The sequence below is a fragment of the Flavobacterium sp. ACN2 genome (assembly GCF_002303885.1).
In the GTDB taxonomy this organism is placed as follows: Bacteria; Bacteroidota; Bacteroidia; order Flavobacteriales; family Flavobacteriaceae; genus Flavobacterium.
In genome coordinates, this window is the sequence record NZ_MRCM01000023.1 from 39,542 (window position 1) to 62,647 (window position 23,106).

The following is a 23,106-nucleotide window of genomic DNA, read 5'->3' on the forward strand; positions in this document are numbered from 1 at the left end:
AAACAGATTATTTTCTAGAAATCTGAAATTCAAAGTTCGTTTAAAGACACGCCAAAAATGTTATATAATTTTTCGGTTTTGTTTTATAATTCCTTATAAATGTTTATTTTAACATATCTATTTATTCCAGCATGAAAAGTTTTTCCTTTGCCCCTATTAGTTCTCCAACTTCTAAAATTCTCATTTTAGGCACGATGCCTGGAACAAAATCTTTAGAACTAAATCAGTATTATGGTCATAATCAGAATAACTTTTGGAAGTTTATGTTTCAGATTCTAGGAGAAGAGTTTTCTACTGATTACGAAATGCGAAAAAACTTATTAATCAAAAACAATATTGCGCTTTGGGATGTCTTACAATTTTGTAATCGAATTGGGAGTTTGGACAGTGCCATCAAAAATGAAATAGCAAATGACTTTGAAGATTTTTTGGCAACACATCCTCAAATAGAAAGTATTCTTTTTAACGGACAAAAAGCAGCTGCGTTTTTTAAAAAATATGTTCACTTAACAAAAGAATACAAAACATTCACACTTCCATCAACTAGTCCAGCCAATGCTGGCAAGACTTTTCAAGATAAATTATACGAATGGAACATCATTAAATCCTTATTATAAAGACCTGCATTTTATACAATTAAAATGCAAATATTGAAATCATGTAACTTTTTCTGTTTAAAGTATAACAAAAATCATCTACTCTCGATCTAATTTTACATCAAAGAAAAATAAGCCATAGTGAAGATTTAATGAACGAAATGGAAAGGCTTTCTTCTTATTAAAATTGACAAAGCAAACTGTAAAAAGTTTAGTCTATAAAGAGAACATTGGTTATGTTAGTTTATTTTTGGGAAAAAGCTACTCTATAGAAATATAGAGTAGTTTTGTTTTTATAGGCTACCATTAAAAGATAAAAACATGAAAATCCAGACATATTATAATCATATACGGTTTTATACTCCGCATCATTTTATATATTATCCCATTTTAATTTTGTTCTTGATTGCCAGTATTTATTTGGCCTTTACGACAGAAGATCATTTAATATGGGCATTTATCAGCGTGGCTTTTGTATTTCTTTTTGCACTCGCTTATATGCTGCGCCAGCATTATGCTTTAACACTGCAAAACAGAATTGTACGTTTAGAAATGCGCTACCGCTATTTTACTCTAACAGGCAAAAGATTTGAAGAATTTGAATACAAACTTACAGACGATCAGATTTTTGCTTTACGCTTTGCGCCAGATAACGAATTGGTTCCGCTTGTTGAAGATACTTTAAAAAACAGCTTAACAGGCGATGCAATCAAAAAAGCAATTGTGCACTGGAAAGCAGATTATCATAGAGTTTAGCAATATCAATGGCAAAATTCAATGGCAATTACAATGTCAAAAATCAATAGCAATAGCAAAGTTCAATAGCAATAGCAAAGTTCAATAGCAATAACAATGTCAAAAATCAATAGCAATAACAATAGCAAAGTTCAATAACAATATCAATTTTTAATTTTTAAAATTAATTATTGAATTTTGACATTGACATTGATTTTTGCCATTGAATTTTGCTATTGACATTGATTTTTGAAATTGTTATTGAACTCTCTTTTTATTGAAAATAAGATAAAACAGAAACAGCAATACGCCAACTGCAACAATTACAGCAAAATAGATTGCAGCGATATTGGGATGCAAATAATTTGGCTCGTAAAACAACTTATTTAAAGTTTTAAATTTTTCTGCTAAAGCTTTTCTATCAAAATTATTTCTAATTCCATTAAGCGGTTCATCTTTATTATCTCTGTAGTGGTATACATCTTGAGTCAGCAACTTCGGAATCAAATTTGTTTCTATATTGTATTTTCTTAAAAGCGTATCTAATCTTTGAAAAGTATACGTTAATGAATCTTTCTTAGCATTGTATAGCAATTTATAGCGATCTACAGCTACTTTATATTTTTGCTTATCTACAGAATCTCCTTTTACAGGATTAAATAGAGACTTATTTTCTAAGAAAATACAAATATCCTCATCATGTTCTGGATGCACGGAAACACTCTTAAAAATAATTTCTGTGCTATCTCCCACAATTCTTTTTGAGATCACTCTTTTGTGCAATTCTTCTTTATCAAAACCGATAATATCAAAAATACTATCCGCCTTACTTTTCGTTTTATCAAAAGTACTCGTTAAAGCTTTTATGGTGTCAATGCTATAATAATTGGTTTCTATAATCGGAAATTCACCAGGTACAATTGTATCATCTTCCTTAATTACGGGATACGGTTTTGGGTATAAAATATTCTCATAATTAAATAGTTTCTCAGAACTATAGGAAGTGTATGCGTATAAAAACGGATTTAAGACATTGATCAGTTTTTTGTCATTATTAAAATCCTTTTCAGACAATTCTGATTTCAGTTTAGCATTCATTCCGAAACTATAGCTAATAAAAAACGAAAAAGTCAGAAATGAAATAAAAAGCAAACAACCCGCGATTTTAAACAGATTCCCTCCTCTATAGCCTTCTCCAGAATGATTTCGAATCAGAAAAAACAAAAAGAAAAGCAAAAACAAACCACTTACAAAAAAGTGCGAAATTGAAATGTCATCGTAAAACTTGAATCGGTAAAATTCGGTGTAGATGTTAATATTCTTTAGTCCTTTAAAAGTAAAATAACCGTATAAAAAGTAAGCAAAATGAATTAAGGCTAATATAATAACTGATTTTATGAAATAACGTTTTAGATTTTTGGTCATTTTTAAAAGGTGCTAAGGTTCTGAGATGCTAAGATACTAAGGTTCTAATATACTTAAAATTTATCTTGCCTTTCATAAAAATATATTTACAAAATTAAAAAGTAAAATAATCTGGGCGTGCCACCATTATAAAAAAAGGGCAAATAATAGCAACGCCTATTCGCCCTTTTTTTATAATGCTGTCGGGCTGTCCATGCTGCTTCGGCAGCTTATTCCCATCCCTCACGCAATCACGGTTTCAAAACAACTTTCCGAAACATTTAGCCATTTAATTAGCCCAATCGGCAATGAATTTCAGCCAATTTTTGGTTACAAAGGGACAAGTTGCAAAGGGACAAAGTTGCAAAGAGACAAAGGTTTTCCGTAGAGACGCAATGCAGTGCGTCTAAAACACAGCATATCCGTAATCTGCCAATCTTTGGTTAGATGCACTGCAGTGCATCTCTACAGTATCACTGAATTTGATTTCGCTAAAAAAAACCTTAGAAACTTAGTATCTCAGAACCTTAGTCCCTTTTATTTCGAAATATCAAACCCTTCCTTCACTATTTCGCTTTCCACTTTATCAATCAGTTTATTGGTTTTGCCCGTAAGTCTTTCTTTCTTCCAATCGCCTTTTGCATATATGACAACAGTAATTAAAGCCGTTACAACAGAAGCAATCGGGAAAGCCCACCAGATTCCAATTTTACCTAAAGAAGTATTATGAGACAAAATAAAAGCCAGCGGAAACTGGATTACCCATTGCGAAACCAAAGTTAGAATCATAGGCAATTTTGTGTTTCCAACAGCTCGAAAAACACCAGTTAAACAAAGCTGTATGCCTAAAAATCCCCAAGAGAGACAAGTAATTCTCAATAACTTTGTTCCACCTTCAATAACGGCTTGATCATTCGGAACAAAAAAGGCGATTAAATACGGCGCAAAAATAAAAGCAATGATTCCGAGACCAGTCAATAATCCGAAACCCAGATAAGCTCCTAATTTTGAAATTTCAGCTGCACGATCAACATTTCCAGCTCCAATATTTTGCCCAACAAGAGTTGCAATCGCCATTGACAAACCCAAAGCTGGAATTAGAATGAGCTGAATCAAGTTGGAACCCGCACCATAAGAAGCAACTGTCAATGTACCAAAACGAACAATCAAAAATGTGATTGCCATCATTCCTAAAGCACGCATTGACTGCTCAATTGAAGACGGAAAACCAATTTCAAACGCTCTTTTGATATGTTTATAATCAGGTTTAAAATCGGCAATGCGGAGATGGATTCCGTGTTTTCCTCTAAACAAAATTGCAAATCCAATTATAATAGCCAAAAGCTGTGTAAATAAAGTTGCCAAAGCCGCCCCTTTTACGCCTAAAGCTGGAATAAATTTCCATCCGTAAATAAACAGCGGATCTAAGGCAAAGTTCAATATAACAGTTCCTAAAACAATATAAACAGGAAGTGTTACACGCCCAACTCCACGCATAATCGATTGGAAAATCATAAATCCGAAACTAAAAACAAGCCCCACAAAAGCCACTCGCATAAAACCTAAAGCATCTACGTAAACTGCAGGCTCTACCTTCAACAGATATAAAAAATACGGACTCAAAATATAGCCTATAATAGACAAGAAAACAGATACAATAATCACCATCGATAAAGTCTGTGCTGCGACGTGGTTGACCATTTTCTGATTTCCTGCTCCAAAATATTGCGCAATTAAAATAGAACCAGCAATAGCCAATCCAGTTCCTAAAGCAATGGTTAAAAATATTACAGGCGTGCTTATCGAGACCGCCGCAACGGCATCACCGCCCAGACGCCCAACCCAAAAAGCATCTACCAACTGATATGCTGCTTGCAATAAATTAGCAATCATAATCGGAACGGCTAATTTTAATAATGAAGAAAGGATTGGCCCTTCTAATAATTCATTTTTTTTCATTTATTCAAAATAATTATTCAAAAATCAGTTGACATATCAACTTTTAAAGTTCAAAAAAAATTAAAGAGTTTCTAGCTTGTCTGCATAAGATCGTACCGCATTCAACGCTTCAATTCTTTCTTTTGGAGAAAAAACAGACATTACTTCTTCTTCTGCCCTTTTCATCAGCGAGCGAATGCTTTTTGCTAACGAAATTCCTTCATCAGTAAGACTTACAATATTTTTACGTTTGTCTATTTTATCTTTTACAACCTCAACAAGATTCTTTTTTTCAAGTGCTGATATACTTCTTAAAATAGATGATTTGTCTCGCATTGTTTTATCTGACAATTCTCTCTGCGAAAGACTTTTATGATGCAAAATCATCAACAATGGCAACTGTTCTAGCTGTAAGGTAATTCCAGCTTCATTCATTAACGCATTGGTACGCCTGAAAATTGCGCGTTTGATACGATGAATCTGAAAGAAGAAACTATCTGATATTTCTTCTTTCCAAAAATTTGAAAAACTTTCTTTATCGGCATGTTTTTTTTCCATGATGCAAAATTACAAAAAAGATTGACATGTCAACTATTTTTAAAACAAATCCTTATTTTACTGATATACAATTCATTCACTAAAATAATTCGGCTAAAAAAAGAAAAATGAACGATTATTTTTACTAACTTTAAATGTTAAATATTGCCTAATAAAAACTTAAAAATTAATCTGATGAAACAATTATTTATTTTTTTGGTAATGATGCTCCTTTGGATTCCGTTAAACGCTCAAACTGTTGCTGAAGCCAGTAAAGAGGATAGCTTAACAACTTTTAAAACTGAAAAAGACGATTTTCAAGATAGTTCTTTAGATGATCTGCCCTGGCACAATAGACGTTTTAAAGTTACTGCTGGCGCTTTTTTTCCTGTAAATAATACTCAAGTTAAAGTTGAAGGCAACAACGGAAATATAGGAACTGAGATTGATCTTGAAAATGATTTAGGATTTTCTAAATCGACTGTATCCTTTTTAGGAACATTTGATTGGCGCATATCCAAAAGATCTCGATTAGGTTTTGAATATTTTGTATTAGACAGAACTGCAACAAAAACACTGCAAAGAGATATTAATTTCGGAGATCATACTTACCCATTGGACGGAAGGGTTCAAGGTACTTTTAATGTACAGATTGCTAGAATTGCTTATGGGTATGCTATTTTATCTAAACCTAAATATCAAGCTGGTCTATTGATTGGGGCGCATGTTCTTTTCGCAGATTTAGGATTAAAATTAGAAGCTAATACGCAAAGTGTCGAATATCGTGATACTTTTGATTTTACTGCGCCACTGCCAGATGTTGGAATTTGGGGTGAATTTGTTCTTGGAAAACGCTGGGGTTTATATGCCAACGTAAATTATCTTGCCGTAAAAATTGATGAAACCGATGGCCGAATCATAAGCTACAATTTATCGGTTTTATATAATGTTGTAGATAACTTTAGTCTTACTGCAGGTTATACTGGCTTGAACTTTAGAATAGATACGGTTCAAGACCGATTAAATGGTTTCTTAAAATGGGGATATAACGGGCCAACGCTTACAGCGGTTTACACTTTCGGTAAGCATGTTAAAGTTACTAGATAAAGGTTCTCTCTCAGATGCTAAGATTCTAAGGTGCTAAGGTGCTAAGGTTCTAAGTTTTTTTAACCGCAAAGAGCGCTAAGGATTACGCAAAGTTCGCAAAGTTTTTATTTCAAAGCTTTGTGGAAAAAAGCTATGAACATAATTTTACCGCAAAGAGCGCAAAGTTTTTTTTAGCTGAACGAAATATTCTCGCAAAGACGCAAAGTCGCAAAGTTTTTTATATTCTTTGCGACTTTGCGTCTTTGCGAGATTAAAATTTCATCAAAAAGCTTTGCGAACTTTGCATTCTCAAAAACCCACCTCAAAAAAACTCTGCGAACTTTGCGAAAATCTTTGCGCTCTCTGCGTTAAAAATTATACTCAAAGCTTATCAAACCTGAAACTTGAAACTAGAAACTAGAAACAAAAAAATAAACCCGATAACTCTCCAGCTATCGGGTTTATTACCAAACTTAAACTTACTTAACTTAACTCAAAATAAAACTTTATAAACTTAGAATCTCAGCATCTTAGAAACTTAGAATCTTAAAAAACTATTTTTCGATTGGAGTGAATTTTACTGCTGTTCCTCCTCCAGCTGCCAATTTGATATTTAAAACAGTTTTGTTGTTTACTTTTTGTTTAGAGATTGTAACTGGATATGGATTGGTTTTATAATTTGCCCCTTCTCCATCTGCATAAATTTCTGCTTCGTATTCTTTGTTTTTGTCTAAAAACGAAAGCGTTACTTTTAAGTCTCTTGCATTTCTATTTGTAATCGAACCCAAATACCAGTTTTTCTCGTCCCAATCTTTACGGGCAATTGTAGTGTATTCTCCAATTTTAGAATCTAAAACTTTAGTATCCGACCAAGTGCATGGCACATCTTTTACGAATTGAAATTCTGGTTTTCCTTCATAGTTTTCAGGTAAATCAGATGCCATTTGCAACGGACTGAAAATAATCACGTACAAGGCCAATTGATTGGCCAAAGTGGTTTGCACTTTTGCTCCAGAAGGTGTTTTATAATCAAAATTGAAATTCCCTGGTGTGTAATCAAACGGTCCAGAAAGCATTCTGGTAAAAGGCAAAGTTGTTAAATGCTCTGGCGTATTTCCTCCATCTACAGACCATGCATTATATTCTTGCCCGCGTCCGCCTTCTTGTGACATAAAGTTTGGATACGTACGCTGTAACCCCGTTCCTTTCATTGGTTCGTGGTTATCGATCATGATATGATATTTAGCCGCCGTTTCGATTACTTTTCTGTAATGACGTGCTCCGTACTGGCTGTCATGCCATTCTTTTTTATCCAAATATTTATTTACATAACCCGTTTTTACCGAATTCACTCCCATTTTTTGATACAGTTTGAAAGCCTCTTCTAACTGGTTCTCATAGTTTTTAGTAGCACCAGCCGTTTCGTGATGTCCAATTAAACGAACATTTTTTACAGCCGCGTATTTGGTAATTTCTTCCAAATTAAAGTCTGGATACGCTTTTACAAAACTAAATGCAGAACCATCTGCAGTCCAATCACCATCCCAACCTTCATTCCATCCTTCAACCAAAACTCCGTCAAAACCATTTTTCGCAGCAAAATCAATATATTCTTTTGTGTTTTTGGTTGTTGCACCGTGTTTTGGGCCTTGTCCCCAAGTATATTTTTCTAAGTGCATTCCCCACCAGATTCCAATGTATTTTGAAGGTGTGATCCAAGATAAATCTTCAATTTTTGAAGGCTCATTTAGATTTAGCATAATGGTCGAAGTTGCTACTTGTCCAGGATTTTCCCCAACCACAATAGTTCTCCAAGGTGTTTTAAAAGGTGTTTCTGCGTATACTTTTACACCATCTGCCCACGGCACCAAATCACTTTTATATTGCTTGTCTGTGGTTTTTAAAAGCGTCATTGAAGCAAAATCTGTTAGGTTCGCTTCGTGAATAGCGACATATAATTTGTCTTTGGTTTCAAAAGTTGCTGGAGTATTGATGGTATCAGTTTTACTCATTAACGTTTTACGGTATTCGCTTTCGTAATAACTGTTTTCGCGGTGAACTGGAATCCACCAAACTTCATTATTATCTTTAAAAGTAAATTGTGTTACTTCGTTAGAGATTTTCACTTTTCCTAAATGAGGCTGTTTTGGAAATTCATAACGAAATCCTACTCCATCATCAAAAACTCTAAAAATAATATCGACCAAACGCTCCTCGCCTTTTGCTTCTTTTAAGTGAACAATCAGTTCGTTATGATGATCTCTAACTTTTTTGAATTCGCCCCAAGGCTGTTCCCAAGTTTCATCTGCCGATTTTTCTTCGGTCGAAACAACTTCAAATCCATCTGTCATTTTAGCTAAACCCTGAAATTCAAATCCCATAAGAGAAGGCTCAATAACCGATTTTCCGTTAGAAGAAAAACTATATTGAGGCTGTCCAGAAGGCGTTAATTCAAAAGTTAATTCAGAGATCTTTTCAGGAGAACTGATTTTATACGTTTTTTTAATACTGCAAGCCATAACGAGCATTGTGGCAAAAGCTATTAGACAGTATCTATATTTTCTGTTTTTCATTATTTAAATTGTATTAATTACAGCTCTATTTTATTTCGCTTAATGTTTGTTTTGCTTTTGCAGGCTGCATAGAAACAAAATAATTAAACACCTGATCGAGTTTTTTCTGGGCTTCGACATTTCCTTTTTTCTGTACGCGTAAATCATACAATTTGCTGATCTCTGGAAATACGCTTTCTGTATTTTTTACTCCAGCAAAAGCTTTGATTTTTTCAATGAAAGAATATCCAAATTCAACTGTTGGTTCAATCATGGTTCCTTCTCCGAAATCATTCCATGTAATCAGCTGCAGATAATTTACATTGGCATTTTTAGCTAAGGCAAGAGTTTCATCCAATGTTGCTCCATTGTTATGTTCAATCGTCCATCCAATCGCTGCTCCGCCTCCGCCTTGAGCGTAAAAATCTTTAAAACCAGGATAAGCGCTACCCATTGCTACACCCAATTTTGGTTTGGTATTGGTGTAAAAATTAGTTAAGTAACTATTGTCTTTGTATACCCACGCATATTCGCCAGAAGCATTTTCTCCTGCCATTGAAGAGTGGTCCCAAAGTGTCAAGAAAGTGGGTTTTGCTGTTAAAGTATTAAAGACGTTTGTCCATTCAGCGGGGGTCTGTAGCACAATTGGTCCAAAATTCATTAACAGCGGTTTACCATTGATCTTGATATAATTGGCATCCGAAAAATAATTCTTTTCTACATAAGCCAAATCTGTTTTTGCTGCACCGGTTACCGAAATTGCTTTTCCTGCATTAACCACATTGGTCAAAAATCGGTCTTCGTATACAATAGCATATTCTAAACCTACTTTATCAAGCATTTCGATTAATTGATCTGTATTCTCTTTGATCATTCCATAATCGTTAACATCGTAAGTGCCGTACCAATCAATAAGAATTCCATCAATTCCTGAATATTTCATCAACAATAAATGATTTTCGATCACATTTTTATCGCCTGAGTGATACGGTCCAATCAGCGGATAATAGTACGATGCAATTTCTCTTTTTCCGTTTGCTCCTACGTTGTTCGGATTTTTATTGGCCATTGTCCAATGATATCCCCATTTTTTATCGGCACTACTTTCGTTGGTTTCAAACCACGGCATGTAATGCATATAAATTTTAGTGCTGTTGGTTTTCTCAATCGCAACAGGGTCTGTTTTCTCTGGTTCTACAGGTTTGTCTGAGCCTTTGTCATCGCTGCTGCAACTGGCAACCATCGCAATGCTCATCAAACCAAAAACCAACGATGTGATATATCTTTTCATATTGAGATACTATTTTATTTATACTTAATAATTTAAACACATAGAAACATAGCTTTCGAAACTTAGAAAAAGGCGCTTCACTCACAGAAAAACACATAGCTATGTGTGAGAAACTAGTTTCTTTCTTCCTTCTTTTTACACATAAAAATCTATGTTTCTATGTGTTAAATATATTTTAAGCACTGTAGATCTATTTAATGCAATGTTTAAAAACATGTCAGCCTTCCACGACTAACCAACATGGAAGACTGACATTCTAGTAACCTAATTTGGATACCCAGGATTTTGTTTAAGGTTTTTGTTTGTGGTTAAAACAGTACTTGGAATTGGAAAAATTGCTCTGTATTTCTCTGTTGTACCTTTTGACCACCATGGTTCGAAGAATGTTCCAAAACGAATATTGTCTGTTCTTCTTCTTCCTTCGAATGTAAATTCTTTCAACAATTCTTGATTTATAAATGCAAGGTCAATGGTTGCTGGCAATTCTTCACCTGCACGAGATGCTACTTGCTGTACAAATGGTCGTGCTAAATCTGGCGAACCTAAACGAACGTAACATTCTGCTTGCATCATTAAGATTTCTGCATAACGAATTAATACAAAATCGTGATCACGCTCCCATTGCTCTCCTGCTTTCATTTCGTATTTATGTAAACGAACTCCTTCATTTTCTTTTGCATCTTCCAGACTTGTTAGGTTCTCTGTATAAGTAAGCGGCTCTCCATTATCCATCATAATTACAGTTCCTGTTGCAAGATTGATCTGATCGCCTTCTAGCATACATTTTTTTCTCTTGTCTGTGTCTGCAAATGCAGAATAAACTCCAGGCTGTGCGCACATTCCGTTTGCACTCCAAGGATAGTTGTTTGGAATGGCAGAAATAGCTAATTTTTGATTATAATGACAAGACATTGAGTTCATGTAGTTTCCAACTGTTCCAGCTTTTGAATCGTAAGGAATAGCGAAAATAATTTCTGTCGAAGTCTGATTTTCTGTCACGAAATTCGAAAAGAAATCTGGTGTTAAACTGTATCCAGTAACCTTTTGGCACATATTGATACAATCTTGCCAACGTGGCTGACCGATAAACGCTTCTGAATTAAGATATAATCTAGCCAAAATAGAATACGCAACATTTCTAGTCATTTTAGAATACACCGCATTTGGATTTAAATGCGGAATAGCGTCTGTCAATTCTTTTTCAACAAAATCATAAACCTCTTTTCGTGTTGAATTGGTTGGAAGAGCTGTATCTTCAAAATCGGTTACAATTGGCACATTTCCGAATAAATCTAAAAGATTGTAGTAGTAATAGGCTCTAAGCGCTTTTAATTCTGCATAAATTGGCTCTTTTGATTTATCACTAAGAGATGATTTATCGATTTGATAAATGATTGCATTAATCTTAGCAATTCCAGTATAATTGTAACGCCAAGCCGAAAGAATCATTCTATTGTCCGATTTCCAAGTATGCTTTTGCGCGTCTTGATATTGTCCGCCATCGTACCAGTTTGTTCCTCTTGTCGGAATTGTTGCTTCATCTGAAACTACTTCATTCAAAAAGAAAACATACTCACAAGTTGGAAAATTATTTGAGATTGCATCAGAGAACCCTCTTAACGAAGAATAAGCTCCACCTACCAGCGCATCAATCTCTTTGGTTGTATTACCGAAATTTCCATCTTCTACCTGATCATACAACTGTTCGTCCAAATCAGTACAGGATACCGTAAAAAGCATGCTTAAAAGTATTGCTGCTGTTATTTTGATTTTCATTGTTAATATTTTATGGTTATCAATTCGCTTAGTTATTCAGCGTAAAATTTAATCCAACAGAAATTGTAGTTGGTCGAGGATAATTATTGTATCTGTCAATTCCAGGAGCTGCCAAACCAGTTTGATCCATTACTCCAGTCTGATTAATTCCGTCCTGAGCATTTAAACCAATCTCTGGATCTACACCTTTGTAGCCTGTGATTACAAATAAGTTTTCGCCCATTACATACATTCTAAATTTAGATTTTTTGTATTTCAATGGTAAAGTATAACCAAAAGTCAATGTCTGAAGTCTGAAGAAAGAAGCATCTTCGATCCAGTAATCAGAATATTTTGGAGACGAAGTAATACCGCTACTCAAGAAAGAATCTGGCACATTAAAAGCTGGCAATCTGTTCGGATCGTTTAACATCATGTTTGTCGCATTTAATGCTTTTTGTCCAAACATTCCGTATCCAGAAAATCCAAGATCAAAGTTTCCGTAAGTAAAATTCATTCCGATACCTAAAGTTAAATCTGGCTGAATATTTCCTAGATCTCTTTTATCAGCATCAACCAAAGCACTTTCAGCGACTACTTCATTAGCAGCATTGTAGTATTGAATTTTCCCATCGGCATCTAAACCAGCATTTTTGAATCCCCAGAAAGTTCCAACTGGATATCCTTCTGCAATAATTTGAGAATACTGTCCAGACATACCTGCCAAACCATGAAGAGATCCGCTGTAGATCACGTCTGTTTTATACGTTGGGTTAGAAAGTTTTTCAATTTTCTGAACGTTATGTCCAAGTGTCAAATTAGCATTCCAGTTGAATTTATCCCCTTTAATGATATCTGCATTCAAAGTTAACTCTACCCCTTTGTTTGACATTTCGCCCACGTTAGCCAACATTGTTCCTACTAAATAAGGTGGCTGAGGCACTTCGTAAGTGTATAATAAATCTTTTGTTTTTTTAGAATAATATTCAAAAGATCCTGTAATTCTATTGAAAAGTCCGAAATCAAAACCAACGTTAATTTGCTCTGTAGATTCCCATTTCAAATCAGGATTTGGGTTTTGTTTTGGAGAATAAGCCAAACTCCAAGTTTTAGTAACTGGATCGTAATAACTGTCGCTTCCAACTCCTAAAATAGAAAGTGATTTATACTCTCCAATTCCATCTTGATTTCCTGTAACTCCATAACCAACTCTCAATTTTAAGTTGTCTAACCAACCTTTTGAAGATTCCATAAATTCTTCGTTAGAAATTCTCCAAGCTGCAGAAGCAGATGGGAAAGTTCCCCACTTATTGTTTTCTCCAAAACGGCTTGATCCATCACGTCTTACGGTCGCTGTCAATAAATATTTACCATCGTAACCGTAATTAGCACGAGCATAAAAAGACACTAGGTTCGATTTTCCTTTGTATGAATACACGTCGGTTAAACGATAGTTGTAACCTGCACCTAAATTATTGTAACTAAATGCATCTGTAACAAAACCACCTCTTTGTGCTCCAAAACCTTGATAGATATTTTCTAGATAAGAATATCCAGCCAAAGCGCCAATGTTATGTTTGTCTATAACTTTGCTGTAATTTACATAAAGTTCTCCTTGCGCATTTGTATATTCTGCATAAGTTCTTTGTGCAAAACCGCCTTCTGTCTGTCCTTCCATAACCGCATAAGATGGTTTGTAAGTACCCGCTTTTACTGCATTGTGCTCTAGCGAAATATTTGCTGTAGCAGTAAAGTCATTCAAGAATTTCACATCTGTTTTAAAGTACCCTAAAAGTCTGTGTCTTTCATTATCAAAAGTTCTGTTTGTTAAAATCTCAACCGGATTCTGATAAATATTTCCTACTACTGCACTGAAATTTCCTTCTGAGTCGTAAACAGGAATCGTTGGATTTAAGTTATAAGCTCTTTCGAAAATTCTGTAATCTATTGGGTGCCATTTGTCAATGTTTGCAAATAATCCCATATCAAATTTCACCTCTTTATTGTCTCCAAGAAATTGGTAAGCGCTAACATTACCGCTTAATCTTTCTAATCCAGATTTTTTAATAACTCCTTCATTATTTAAGTACGAAAGTGAAGTTCTAAAACCGCTGTCTGCTTTACCAGAATTAATGCTTAACGTGTGCGATTGAGAAATCGAAGTCTGCTCGATTGCTTTTTGCCAGTTTGTACTTCCACCATAATCTACTCCATCTGCAATTTGATTCTGGCGTACATATCCTCTCCACTGATCTGCCGAAAGAAGATCTAAGTTATTATTGACATAACCGATACCCGTTTGTCCGTTATAAACAACAGAAACACCTTTTGTTCCAGATTTTGTAGTAATCATGATTACTCCGTTTGCTCCACGAGAACCGTAAATTGCTGTTGCCGAAGCATCTTTAAGAACATCAACCGATTTGATATCTGAAGGTTGAACTACGTTAATATCAACTCCCGCAATACCATCTACCACAATTAACGGACTGTTACTTGCTGTTAAAGAAGTTCCTCCACGAAGACGAATTGTAGAAGCTGCAGCTGGATCTCCAGAAGGACGAATAATGCTTAATCCTGCCACTTTTCCTTGCAAAACCTGCTCTGTAGAACCAATAGTTCCTTTTAGCAATTCATCTGCTCCAACTGTAGAAATTGCTCCAGTCAAATCAGATTTTTTCACTTTTCCGTAACCTACAGAAACTACTTGTACTTCTGCCAATGCATATCCGTCATTTTGCAGGCGCACTTCGTAATTAGAAGTATTGGCTGTAATCTGAACTTTTTGTGTTGTCGAGCCGATAAACGAAACTTCGATTGCACTTCCTACGGCTACATTCAGGCTAAATTTACCATCAAAATCTGTTGTAGTTCCGTTTTTAGTTCCTACTTCAATGATAGAAGCTCCTGGCAATACATTCCCTGTATTGTCATAAACAGTTCCTGATATCTTTTTCGTCTGCGCGAAAGAATTTGCAGTAAGAAAAAGCATAAAAATCATCAATACCGCTGCCTTAGCAGTCCACATTTGATGCAGGACGCTTTTTGTATTTTTACTATTCATTAGAATTGGTGTTTTAATTTAATAGTGATTATTTATCTAAAGTTTTTAGCGGAATGGTCGTATCCGAAATCGTTTTGTCTTTATTGTCTTTTACCAAAACATGAATTTCGCTTAAGCTCGGAACTCCATTAAGTTCTGAAACCAGATTGACAAAACCTTTAATTTCTGCAGTTCCTCCAGTAAACTCACCCGAAATTGTTTTTGTACCAGCTGTAATCGTGTAGATTAATTTGTTTACACCTGCCTCGTTATTTTTTCTTGACATTCCAAGAAAATCTTTTTGACTGATTTGCGATGGAAAGAAAGCAAAACTTGGCGGTGGCGGCGGAACAAATTCTCCTGCGTAAATAACCTGATCTCCAGAATTTGCTGTCCAATTCTCTGCTACCATCAGAAAATTTATCTTTTCCATTACAAAATCATCTGGAGCATTGAAATACTGCTTAGGAACAAAATCCATTTTATAAAAACCGTTACCTAAATCTTTTAATTTTGTTTTTTCGGCAATTTCTGGTTTTGCAGCTTCGTACATTTGCTGAATAGTCCAGTCATTCAAACCACCATGCATATGTACACTTGGAGTTCCAGCAAATGCCGGATTAAGATTTGCATTAAAAACAATACTTACTGGTTTATCAATTAATGGTTTTGATGGATATGATCTAAATAATTCACCTGAAGTATAGAAAGATGAAAAATCAATATAAGCCACATTGGCAACATCACTTTGTTTAGATCCATTTTTGTTTTTCAAACGAAACCAGAATCCATCACTCTTCGCTATTTCTTCTGGAGTTTTAGAAAAATAAAGTGTTGGAGTTAGCGTAAAACTCCAGATTCTATTTCCTTCATATTTCAGTTTTGCAAAATCTGATGAGTTTTCCCAGTGTCCAGCATCTGGTTCAGATGGAGACCAGATCCAGATATATAAATCTTCTGTTTCAGCAAATGTTGATGCCGACATATCAAAGTACCATGTAACTTTTTCATCATATTTGTAAACAACAGGAAATGATGATATTGGACCTACGGCTCCAGCAGCTTCTTGTGCCTGAATAAAATTAGGAGCCATCAACAAGGCAAGTAAAATTGTATATATAAACTTTTTCATATTACTTTTTAATTAATAGCATTTAATTTAAACACATAAGACACGAAATCTACACCACCAGAAGAATGCGCCAATTGAATCTGCATTTCTTTGCTTTTACCTGGAACTGAAATCAATCTAAGTTCATCTGTTTTTTGCGTTTTCTGTGCGTCGCTGTACAGATAGATTTTTGTTCCAACACCAGTAGTAGATTGAAACGCTGAGCTAAGTGCCCAATACCCCTTAGGAGCAAATAATGGAGGAACATCTCCAGTTACTTCGTAACTTGTAGGATTGTTATTTCCATCTACGTTAAATTTGATTTTAAAATCTTCGTAGTTGAAATAAGTGCTCAAGTTTTCTTCGTTTGGTTCGATCTTATTTGCTTTCGCAACTTCATCAACCATTTTCAGATTTGTTAATCCCCAATTTCCATTTACTTTTTCATAAAGGGTAATCGGTTCTACGTAGCTTCCGTCATCTGTGTTATCGCATCCGATAGCAAATAAACACATCATAAAAGCTAGCCAATAAAGACTTTTACATTTCATAAATTTTTGGTTTTCGTTAGTTTGTTATCCCCTTCAAAAGGATACAGCGAAACTAGACGTTAAATAAATCCTAAAAAAAAAATCTGAAAAAAATCAAGATAAAATTCAAACACAAAAAACATTAAATTACTAATAATCAATATTTTATATATTTTTACAAGAGTAAAAAATCAAGACGCTGTTGAGATAAAAATAAGCCGTTTTTATATGGTAAAAATGACAATATGTAAAATAATAAGCATATTTTTTTCACTATGTACATATATAACCAGTTTTTATTGTATAATTGCAAATAAATTACCTGTTTTTAACATTTGCAGCTCATTTTCACTCCGAAAATCACCTTTTAAAGCTATGTTATTAAACATTTTACAAGATTCTTGAAAAACAGGTTTAGCTTAATCTCAAACTTATTCTTAATTTTAAATCGAATTAATTCACTATATCTATCAATCCACTTTTCCCTAAACCAAAACCAAATCATGCAAAGAATATTGATGCTGCTTTTCTTCCTTGCAGGTTTTTCTCTTACTGCGAAAGAGACGAATCCTTATTTAGAAGAATTAGATCAGGTACTCTTGAAAAAAGAGATTTACCTGAAACAGAAATATCGAAAAATAGAAGCTTTAAAGAAAAATGTATCTAAATTTACGCTTAGTCAGAATAATGAAGAATTGTACAATTGTTATATGTCTTTGTTTGATGAATACAAATCTTTTAAATATGACTCTGCTTACTACTATTTAGAGCAATCTAAAATCAAAGCCAAAATCCTAAAAGATCCGAAGTATTTATCTAAAAGCCGAATCAAGGAAGGTTTTGTGCTTTTATCTTCTGGGCTTTTTAAAGAAGCGATTGACACGCTAAATGTTATTGATGACACTAAACTGGATCAACGAAACAAATTTGAATATTATAACATTAAAGCTCGTGCTTATTATGATTTAGCCGATTATAACCGTGATCAGCGCTTTAATATTCATTATGTTCAGCAAGGAAATCATTTTTTAAAGAAAGCTTTAGAATTAATTGGAACCAATACCAACGAATATTGGGCTGCAGAAAGTTTAAAACGATTGAAACAGCAAGACTGGCGCGGGGCCGAATTTGCTTTCAGCTACTGGATCAACAACTACAATCTGCCTCCTGATTATTACGGAATCGCCACTTCGAGTCTTGGATATATCTTTTCGGAACGGGGTTATACCAAAAAAGCGATTCAATATTTAGCTCTTGCCGCAATTGCCGATGTAAAAAATGCTACGAAAGAAACCGTTGCGCTTCGAAATTTGGCCAATGAACTTTTTAAAATGGGCTATTTGGATAAAGCAAACGAATACATCAACATCGCCATGGATGATGCAACATTTTATAATGCAAGACATCGAAAGATTGAGATTTCGTCGATTCTCCCAATTATAGAAAAAGCACAGCTGAATAATGTAAAGGATAAAAATGATAAACTGGAGAAGATTATTATTCTCTTGACGATCCTTACGGTTATTATTTTCGTTTTCCTAGGCATCATTTTCAAACAATTAAAAGAAAAAAATAAAGCAAGAAAAATCATGGCCGATTCGTACCTGCAATTGCAGGAAATGAATGTGAGTTTAAGCGAAGCCAATGCCATCAAAGAAGAATATATTACCTATTTTATTAAAGCTACATCGGCTTTCATTAATAAAATAGACCATATTCAGAAAAGTACGTTGCATAAAATCATTACCAAAAAAACAGATGAAGTTATTGCTAGTATGAAGCGTTATAATGTAAAGGAAGAACGCGAAAATCTGTTTCATCAGTTTGACGAAATCTTCTTGAAATTGTTCCCGACGTTCGTAACCGATTTCAATAATTTATTCCCAAACGATCATAAATGTATTGTCAAAAAAGGTGAACTTTTAAATACAGAATTGCGAATTTTTGCCTTGTACAGATTGGGGATTCAAGACAGCAGTCAAATGGCAGAATTCTTAGAACTTTCTGTAGCTACAATTTATACGTACAAAACCAGAATTAAAAGCAAATCTGATTTTAAAGATACTTTTGAGCAGAAAATTATGGAGATTAAGACTATTTAAAGTTGCTAAGGTTCTGAGATGCAAAGGTTCTAAGTTTTTTTTAGCCACGGCTCTAGCTATAAGGACTGGCAAAGCAATTAACGAATTATGTTTTAATATCACAGCTCCGGAGGAGCGGCATATTTATAGAATGCAATTCAAACGACAATCAAAAAAGCTCCAGCGGAGCGACATATAAATTTAAATATTAATAAATATGTCGCTCCGCTGGAGCTCTTTTGTATAACAAATATCTTTTCTATAAATATTTAGTCCCTCCGGGACTATACTCTAAAATTGTCATTTTCTATTCTGAAGTTTCCAATTGTAAAATGGTATTCTGATAAATCTTACTCAATGAAAACAATTGCTCTGCAAAAATCATTATTGCAATTGGAACAAAGAAAAATACCAGCAAACCTTCTTCATATAAAAAATAAGTCGAAAGCATCGCCAGACGAGTATATTCTAGGTAGTAAATCCATTTTCGTTGTTCTAATAAAGCACCGCAATTGATTAAAGTGATAATTACCAAAGAAAGTACAAACACTTTATCATACAATTCTAAATAATCAAAATAATAAGTAAAAACCGTTAGAATCAAAGTACAGATTCCTAATTGTATATAAAGATAATTTTTAAATCGAAGTCTCTGGTTAGGAGCTGCTTTATCCTGCAAAAAACGCTTTTCCAGAATGGGACGAATATCCTGATCCATATCGGCTGGGCTTCCAAAAACAGCATTCCATCTCGCTTTAAATCCGCTTGAGCGTTTCCATAATTCGTAAATTTCGAAGTAATAATGAAAATGCTGCCACAAGAAACTATAGCTTTTTAGCGGATGCGTTAAACCATATTTTGGTTTTTCTTCTTCGGTTTGGAAAGTTCCAAAAAGGCGATCCCAAAAGGTGAACATATCACCGTAATTTTTGTCTAAATACTTTTCGTCAGAAGCATGATGAACTCCATGAACAGAAGGGGTTACAAAAACATATTCCAGCCATTTTATTTTACCAATAAGCTGTGTATGCGTAAAAAAAGAATAAGCGCCATGAACAATAAGCATGGTAATCACCATACTGGGATGAAAACCAACAAATGGCAAAACGCACCAAAATCCCGTTCGAATTATAGCCTGAAAAGTAGTAATTCTCGCTGCCGCAGTAAAATTAAACTCTTCGCTGTGATGATGTACAATATGCGCTGCCCAGAAAAAATTGACTTCATGTCCTAAGCGATGATACCAATACCAGACAAAATCGGTGGCAAGAATAAGGGCAAACCAAACCAAGGCATTACTCGGAATATCAAAAAGTCTATAATCATCATAAATTAAATAATACAGCTGATAAAAACTGGCTGCAACAAATAAGTTAATCAAACGCTCTGCAATTCCGATGGAAATATTGGAAACAGAACTTTCATAGTTAAAAATTTCAGGCTTTTTTCTGCGTTGAGCAAGCTTATATTCCAAAAACAAAAAAAGAAAAAAGGCCGGCATGGCAAATGCTAGAAAATTGATATTTTTCATTTATTTGATACTTTTCGATTCTAAAAATTATAATTAACAGTTCAAACGAAAAAGACACTTCCATCAATTACGTTTTTAAGAGCGCTAAAAACGTAATTAACGAAAATGATCTTTTACGAAGTAAACCTGATTTTTAATTCTGTTTAAATAAAGGCGCTTCCAAGGCAACTTCTTTAACTGACTGCGTTTCGGCCACTTTTTTCAAAGCGATTATATAAGCCGCAATACGAGGCGTTACACTATGTTTTACTGCAACTCTAAAAACAGTATCAAAACCTTTTTCTAAAATATCCTCCAAACGTTTGTTTATCTGATGGATTCTCCATGACTCCAAAAGCGAATTCTGAAGCCACTCAAAATAAGAAACGGTAACACCGCCCGCATTGGCCAAAATATCAGGAACAACTAATATATTTTTATCATGCAGAATCTGATCTGCATCTGAAGAAACAGGTCCATTGGCACCTTCAACAATAATTCTGGCTTGAATCTCTCCTGCATTATGCTTCGTAATAACATCTTCTTTTGCCGCAGGAATCAATACATCGACATCTAGAAGCAATAAATCTTCGTGTTTTATGGCAACCGAATTTGGATAGCCTTTTATGGTTTTATTATTTAAGTTATAGTATAAAATCAATTCTGGAATATTAATCCCGTTCGGATTATAAAATGCTTCAGAAACATCGCTTACGGCTACAACCTTCACTCCTTTTTCATGTAGAAATAACGCAGAATGTAGACCAACGTTTCCAAATCCTTGAATAGCTGCAGTAGCTCTTGCCGGTCTTATTTTTAGTTTCTCAAGTGCTAGAAGTGTAATAATACTTACTCCTCTTCCTGTTGCCTCTACTCTGCCTAAAGATCCGCCGGAATGAAGATGTTTTCCTGTTACAACCGCATGAATTGGTCTTCCGTGCAACAGTGAAAACTCATCCATTAGCCAGCCCATTTCGTCTGGTCCTGTCCCCATATCTGGCGCAGGAACATCTTTCTCTGGTCCGAAAATATCAGCCAAAGTCTTGGTATAAGCTCTTGTAATTTTTTCTAATTCTGTTTTAGAATGCTTTCTCGGATCGCAAATAATGCCGCCTTTTGCTCCACCAAATGGAATTCCAGTTACAGCAGATTTCCAGGTCATCCAGGCGGCAAGTGCTTTTACTTCATCCAGATTTACAGCGGTGTCGTAACGAATTCCGCCTTTTGAAGGTCCTAAAGCGGTGTTGTGAATTACACGGTATCCTTCGAAGTTCTGAACGTTTCCATTATCTAAAGTAATAGAAAAATTTACTGTGATTTGTTTTTCTGGGCGCTGCAATTTTTGTTTGATAGAATCATCCAATTTTAAAATATCAGCAGCGATATTAAAGCGATCAATCATGGATTGAAACGGATTATGTTTTATAATTTCTGAGCTCATAATATATAGTTTTTAGGTTTGGGTTACTTTTTATGTTTATGATCTTCTTTGGTAAGAAGATTTACTTTCTCTTTTAATCTTCAAACTAAATGCAACACGGAATTTTTATCAGGCAACGGCGCATCAAAATTTTCATATTTCTGTTGGTTCTCATATCTTGATATTTTAATGATTCAAAAAAAAGCCTTTCATGGTGCAATGAAAGGCTAAAAAAAAAAAAAATAACTAACAAGTACTTTCTCTATTAACGCCATTTCAAAACGTGATTCATCATACAGCACATCGCAAAGCTGCATGGAAAAGACGTCATAATATTTCGGCTATAGTTTTTCATTGTTGAGACAAAGCTACAAAAATATATTTATAAATTCTATAGAATTAGTCGAGTTTATTTTCGTTAATTAAAATTTAAACATTAAATCAATTGAAAATAAAAGGGTTACCGATTAAAAAAAATTACTTTAATTGCGACAAAACAATAAAAATGACAGCGACCAAAGCCAAAACTAGACCTAAAACATTGATTTTAGATAATTTTTCTTTGAAGAAAAAAGCACCAATAAGAGTTCCTAAAATAATTACGCCCATATTCATCCCAGCAAAAACTGTTGATGGATTTTCTGCAAATGCTTTGTGAGCTTTTAAATAGAATAATATATTTCCGAAGTTGAAAACGCCAACTAATATCCCAAAAGGAATACTTTTTAAAACAAAATTTTCTTTGGTTACAAACAGCTTATACAATACGATTAAAATAGAAACAGCAAAAGCAATTAGAAAAACAAAGAATAACGATGTGGTATAAGGAACGACCGTATACAAAGCTATTTTCTTAAAAAGAATATCAATAATTCCAAAACCAAACAAAACTGCAGCTGGATAAATCCATTTGTTTTCTGTATGGTTTGAGGGCTTTTTTAAAATTAATAAAAGTGCCGCAAAACCAATTAAAACTCCAATAACCTTATAAGTATTAAATCCTTCATTAAAGAGCAACCAAGCTGCCAAAATCGGAATAAATAAGGACAATCTTTGGGCTGCATCTGTTTTTGCAATTCCCATATATTTTATAGAAAGTGCCAAAAACAAAAATAAGATTGGAAGTAAAATTCCCACTGAAGTGTAAATTTCTAATGGGGCATTATGATCTAATGCATTAAGATCTGGACCAAAAGTAAAATAACAAAGTGCAATTGCTGCAATATAGTTGAATGAAATTATCTGAGAAGGATTAGCATTATATTTCCTTGAAATTTTGAATATAACGCCAACTGTAACACTGCATAGAATGCTTAAAATAAGAAATAACATAAATTTATATTTGGATTGTAAAAGTAAACTATTGTCAAATAAAAAAGCCCAGCCGGTTTTAAAAAACCAGCTAGACCAGATTAAATCTTAAACCGTTGAATTAAACAAAATCTAAATTGATCTGCTAAAATCTTTTTAAATCTGCGAGAAACAATTTTTTGCGCATAGAATTTTCACGCAGATTT

Annotated in this window: 16 protein-coding genes; 4 read left to right on the forward strand and 12 right to left on the reverse strand. The window is 34.2% G+C overall.

The genetic code is table 11. The features are described 5' to 3' along the window. Positions 1-131 precede the first annotated feature (131 nt). Positions 132-617 (forward strand): DNA-deoxyinosine glycosylase, encoded by a 486-nt coding sequence (locus BSF41_RS21965; protein WP_095931624.1) that lies wholly within the window; start codon positions 132-134, stop codon positions 615-617. 300 nt (positions 618-917) lie between these two features. Continuing rightward, positions 918-1,352, forward strand: a complete 435-nt coding sequence (locus tag BSF41_RS21970; RefSeq protein WP_095931625.1) for a DUF6526 family protein — start codon at positions 918-920, stop codon at positions 1,350-1,352. Between the two features lie 237 nt (positions 1,353-1,589). Here BSF41_RS21970 and BSF41_RS21975 read toward each other — a convergent pair whose 3' ends face one another. The 3 genes from BSF41_RS21975 to BSF41_RS21985 all read right to left on the reverse strand — a co-directional run bounded on the left by BSF41_RS21975 (position 1,590) and on the right by BSF41_RS21985 (position 5,231). Further along, positions 1,590-2,756, reverse strand: a complete 1,167-nt coding sequence (locus BSF41_RS21975) for a hypothetical protein (protein ID WP_095931626.1) — start codon at positions 2,754-2,756, stop codon at positions 1,590-1,592. Between the two features lie 516 nt (positions 2,757-3,272). Continuing rightward, a complete protein-coding gene (locus BSF41_RS21980; RefSeq protein ID WP_095931627.1) occupies positions 3,273-4,694 on the reverse strand; it encodes an MATE family efflux transporter in 1,422 nt (473 codons plus the stop codon). A gap of 60 nt (positions 4,695-4,754) precedes the next feature. After that, on the reverse strand, positions 4,755-5,231 hold the full coding sequence (locus BSF41_RS21985; RefSeq protein ID WP_095931628.1) for a MarR family winged helix-turn-helix transcriptional regulator: 477 nt from the start codon (positions 5,229-5,231) through the stop codon (positions 4,755-4,757). 174 nt (positions 5,232-5,405) lie between these two features. On the opposite strand from BSF41_RS21985, the gene BSF41_RS21990 reads away from it, so the two are divergent. Continuing rightward, positions 5,406-6,317, forward strand: coding sequence for a hypothetical protein (locus BSF41_RS21990; protein WP_095931665.1), 912 nt, complete (start codon positions 5,406-5,408; stop codon positions 6,315-6,317). 533 nt (positions 6,318-6,850) lie between these two features. Here the strand turns inward: BSF41_RS21990 and BSF41_RS21995 are convergent. The 6 genes from BSF41_RS21995 to BSF41_RS22020 all read right to left on the reverse strand — a co-directional run bounded on the left by BSF41_RS21995 (position 6,851) and on the right by BSF41_RS22020 (position 16,599). After that, the gene (locus BSF41_RS21995; protein WP_095931629.1) at positions 6,851-8,869 is read right to left on the reverse strand and encodes a glycoside hydrolase family 97 protein; all 2,019 of its coding nucleotides are present in this window, start codon (positions 8,867-8,869) and stop codon (positions 6,851-6,853) included. Between the two features lie 25 nt (positions 8,870-8,894). Then, entirely contained in the window at positions 8,895-10,139 is a 1,245-nt protein-coding gene (locus tag BSF41_RS22000; protein ID WP_095931630.1) for a glycoside hydrolase family 71/99-like protein, read from the reverse strand. Between the two features lie 264 nt (positions 10,140-10,403). Beyond that, positions 10,404-11,915, reverse strand: a complete 1,512-nt coding sequence (locus BSF41_RS22005) for a RagB/SusD family nutrient uptake outer membrane protein (protein ID WP_095931631.1) — start codon at positions 11,913-11,915, stop codon at positions 10,404-10,406. Positions 11,916-11,943: 28 nt separating this feature from the next. Further along, positions 11,944-14,958 (reverse strand): TonB-dependent receptor, encoded by a 3,015-nt coding sequence (locus tag BSF41_RS22010; RefSeq protein ID WP_253251874.1) that lies wholly within the window; start codon positions 14,956-14,958, stop codon positions 11,944-11,946. Positions 14,959-14,986: 28 nt separating this feature from the next. Then, positions 14,987-16,069, reverse strand: a complete 1,083-nt coding sequence (locus tag BSF41_RS22015; RefSeq protein ID WP_095931633.1) for a hypothetical protein — start codon at positions 16,067-16,069, stop codon at positions 14,987-14,989. An 8-nt stretch (positions 16,070-16,077) separates the two neighbouring features. Next, complete coding sequence (locus BSF41_RS22020; RefSeq protein WP_095931634.1) at positions 16,078-16,599, reverse strand: DUF5004 domain-containing protein; 522 nt, start codon at positions 16,597-16,599, stop codon at positions 16,078-16,080. Between the two features lie 482 nt (positions 16,600-17,081). On the opposite strand from BSF41_RS22020, the gene BSF41_RS22025 reads away from it, so the two are divergent. Then, positions 17,082-18,680, forward strand: a complete 1,599-nt coding sequence (locus BSF41_RS22025; protein WP_095931635.1) for a DUF6377 domain-containing protein — start codon at positions 17,082-17,084, stop codon at positions 18,678-18,680. A gap of 286 nt (positions 18,681-18,966) precedes the next feature. Here BSF41_RS22025 and BSF41_RS22030 read toward each other — a convergent pair whose 3' ends face one another. From BSF41_RS22030 to BSF41_RS22040, 3 genes are all read right to left on the reverse strand, one after another. Continuing rightward, positions 18,967-20,190 (reverse strand): sterol desaturase family protein, encoded by a 1,224-nt coding sequence (locus BSF41_RS22030; protein WP_095931636.1) that lies wholly within the window; start codon positions 20,188-20,190, stop codon positions 18,967-18,969. Positions 20,191-20,323: 133 nt separating this feature from the next. After that, a complete protein-coding gene (locus tag BSF41_RS22035; protein WP_172426956.1) occupies positions 20,324-21,610 on the reverse strand; it encodes a Glu/Leu/Phe/Val dehydrogenase in 1,287 nt (428 codons plus the stop codon). Positions 21,611-22,066: 456 nt separating this feature from the next. Continuing rightward, positions 22,067-22,921, reverse strand: coding sequence for an EamA family transporter (locus BSF41_RS22040; protein WP_095931638.1), 855 nt, complete (start codon positions 22,919-22,921; stop codon positions 22,067-22,069). Between the last annotated feature and the right edge of the window lie 185 nt (positions 22,922-23,106).

Excerpts from the sequence above, each read along its gene's own strand:
- BSF41_RS21965 (WP_095931624.1), top strand. The coding sequence starts at position 132 with ATGAAAAGTTTTTCCTTTGCCCCTATTAGTTCTCCAACTTCTAAAATT.
- BSF41_RS21970 (WP_095931625.1), top strand. The coding sequence starts at position 918 with ATGAAAATCCAGACATATTATAATCATATACGGTTTTATACTCCGCAT.
- BSF41_RS21975 (WP_095931626.1), bottom strand. The coding sequence starts at position 2,756 with ATGACCAAAAATCTAAAACGTTATTTCATAAAATCAGTTATTATATTA.
- BSF41_RS21980 (WP_095931627.1), bottom strand. The coding sequence starts at position 4,694 with ATGAAAAAAAATGAATTATTAGAAGGGCCAATCCTTTCTTCATTATTA.
- BSF41_RS21985 (WP_095931628.1), bottom strand. The coding sequence starts at position 5,231 with ATGGAAAAAAAACATGCCGATAAAGAAAGTTTTTCAAATTTTTGGAAA.
- BSF41_RS21990 (WP_095931665.1), top strand. The coding sequence starts at position 5,406 with ATGAAACAATTATTTATTTTTTTGGTAATGATGCTCCTTTGGATTCCG.
- BSF41_RS21995 (WP_095931629.1), bottom strand. The coding sequence starts at position 8,869 with ATGAAAAACAGAAAATATAGATACTGTCTAATAGCTTTTGCCACAATG.
- BSF41_RS22000 (WP_095931630.1), bottom strand. The coding sequence starts at position 10,139 with ATGAAAAGATATATCACATCGTTGGTTTTTGGTTTGATGAGCATTGCG.
- BSF41_RS22005 (WP_095931631.1), bottom strand. The coding sequence starts at position 11,915 with ATGAAAATCAAAATAACAGCAGCAATACTTTTAAGCATGCTTTTTACG.
- BSF41_RS22010 (WP_253251874.1), bottom strand. The coding sequence starts at position 14,958 with ATGAATAGTAAAAATACAAAAAGCGTCCTGCATCAAATGTGGACTGCT.
- BSF41_RS22015 (WP_095931633.1), bottom strand. The coding sequence starts at position 16,069 with ATGAAAAAGTTTATATATACAATTTTACTTGCCTTGTTGATGGCTCCT.
- BSF41_RS22020 (WP_095931634.1), bottom strand. The coding sequence starts at position 16,599 with ATGAAATGTAAAAGTCTTTATTGGCTAGCTTTTATGATGTGTTTATTT.
- BSF41_RS22025 (WP_095931635.1), top strand. The coding sequence starts at position 17,082 with ATGCAAAGAATATTGATGCTGCTTTTCTTCCTTGCAGGTTTTTCTCTT.
- BSF41_RS22030 (WP_095931636.1), bottom strand. The coding sequence starts at position 20,190 with ATGAAAAATATCAATTTTCTAGCATTTGCCATGCCGGCCTTTTTTCTT.
- BSF41_RS22035 (WP_172426956.1), bottom strand. The coding sequence starts at position 21,610 with ATGAGCTCAGAAATTATAAAACATAATCCGTTTCAATCCATGATTGAT.
- BSF41_RS22040 (WP_095931638.1), bottom strand. The coding sequence starts at position 22,921 with ATGTTATTTCTTATTTTAAGCATTCTATGCAGTGTTACAGTTGGCGTT.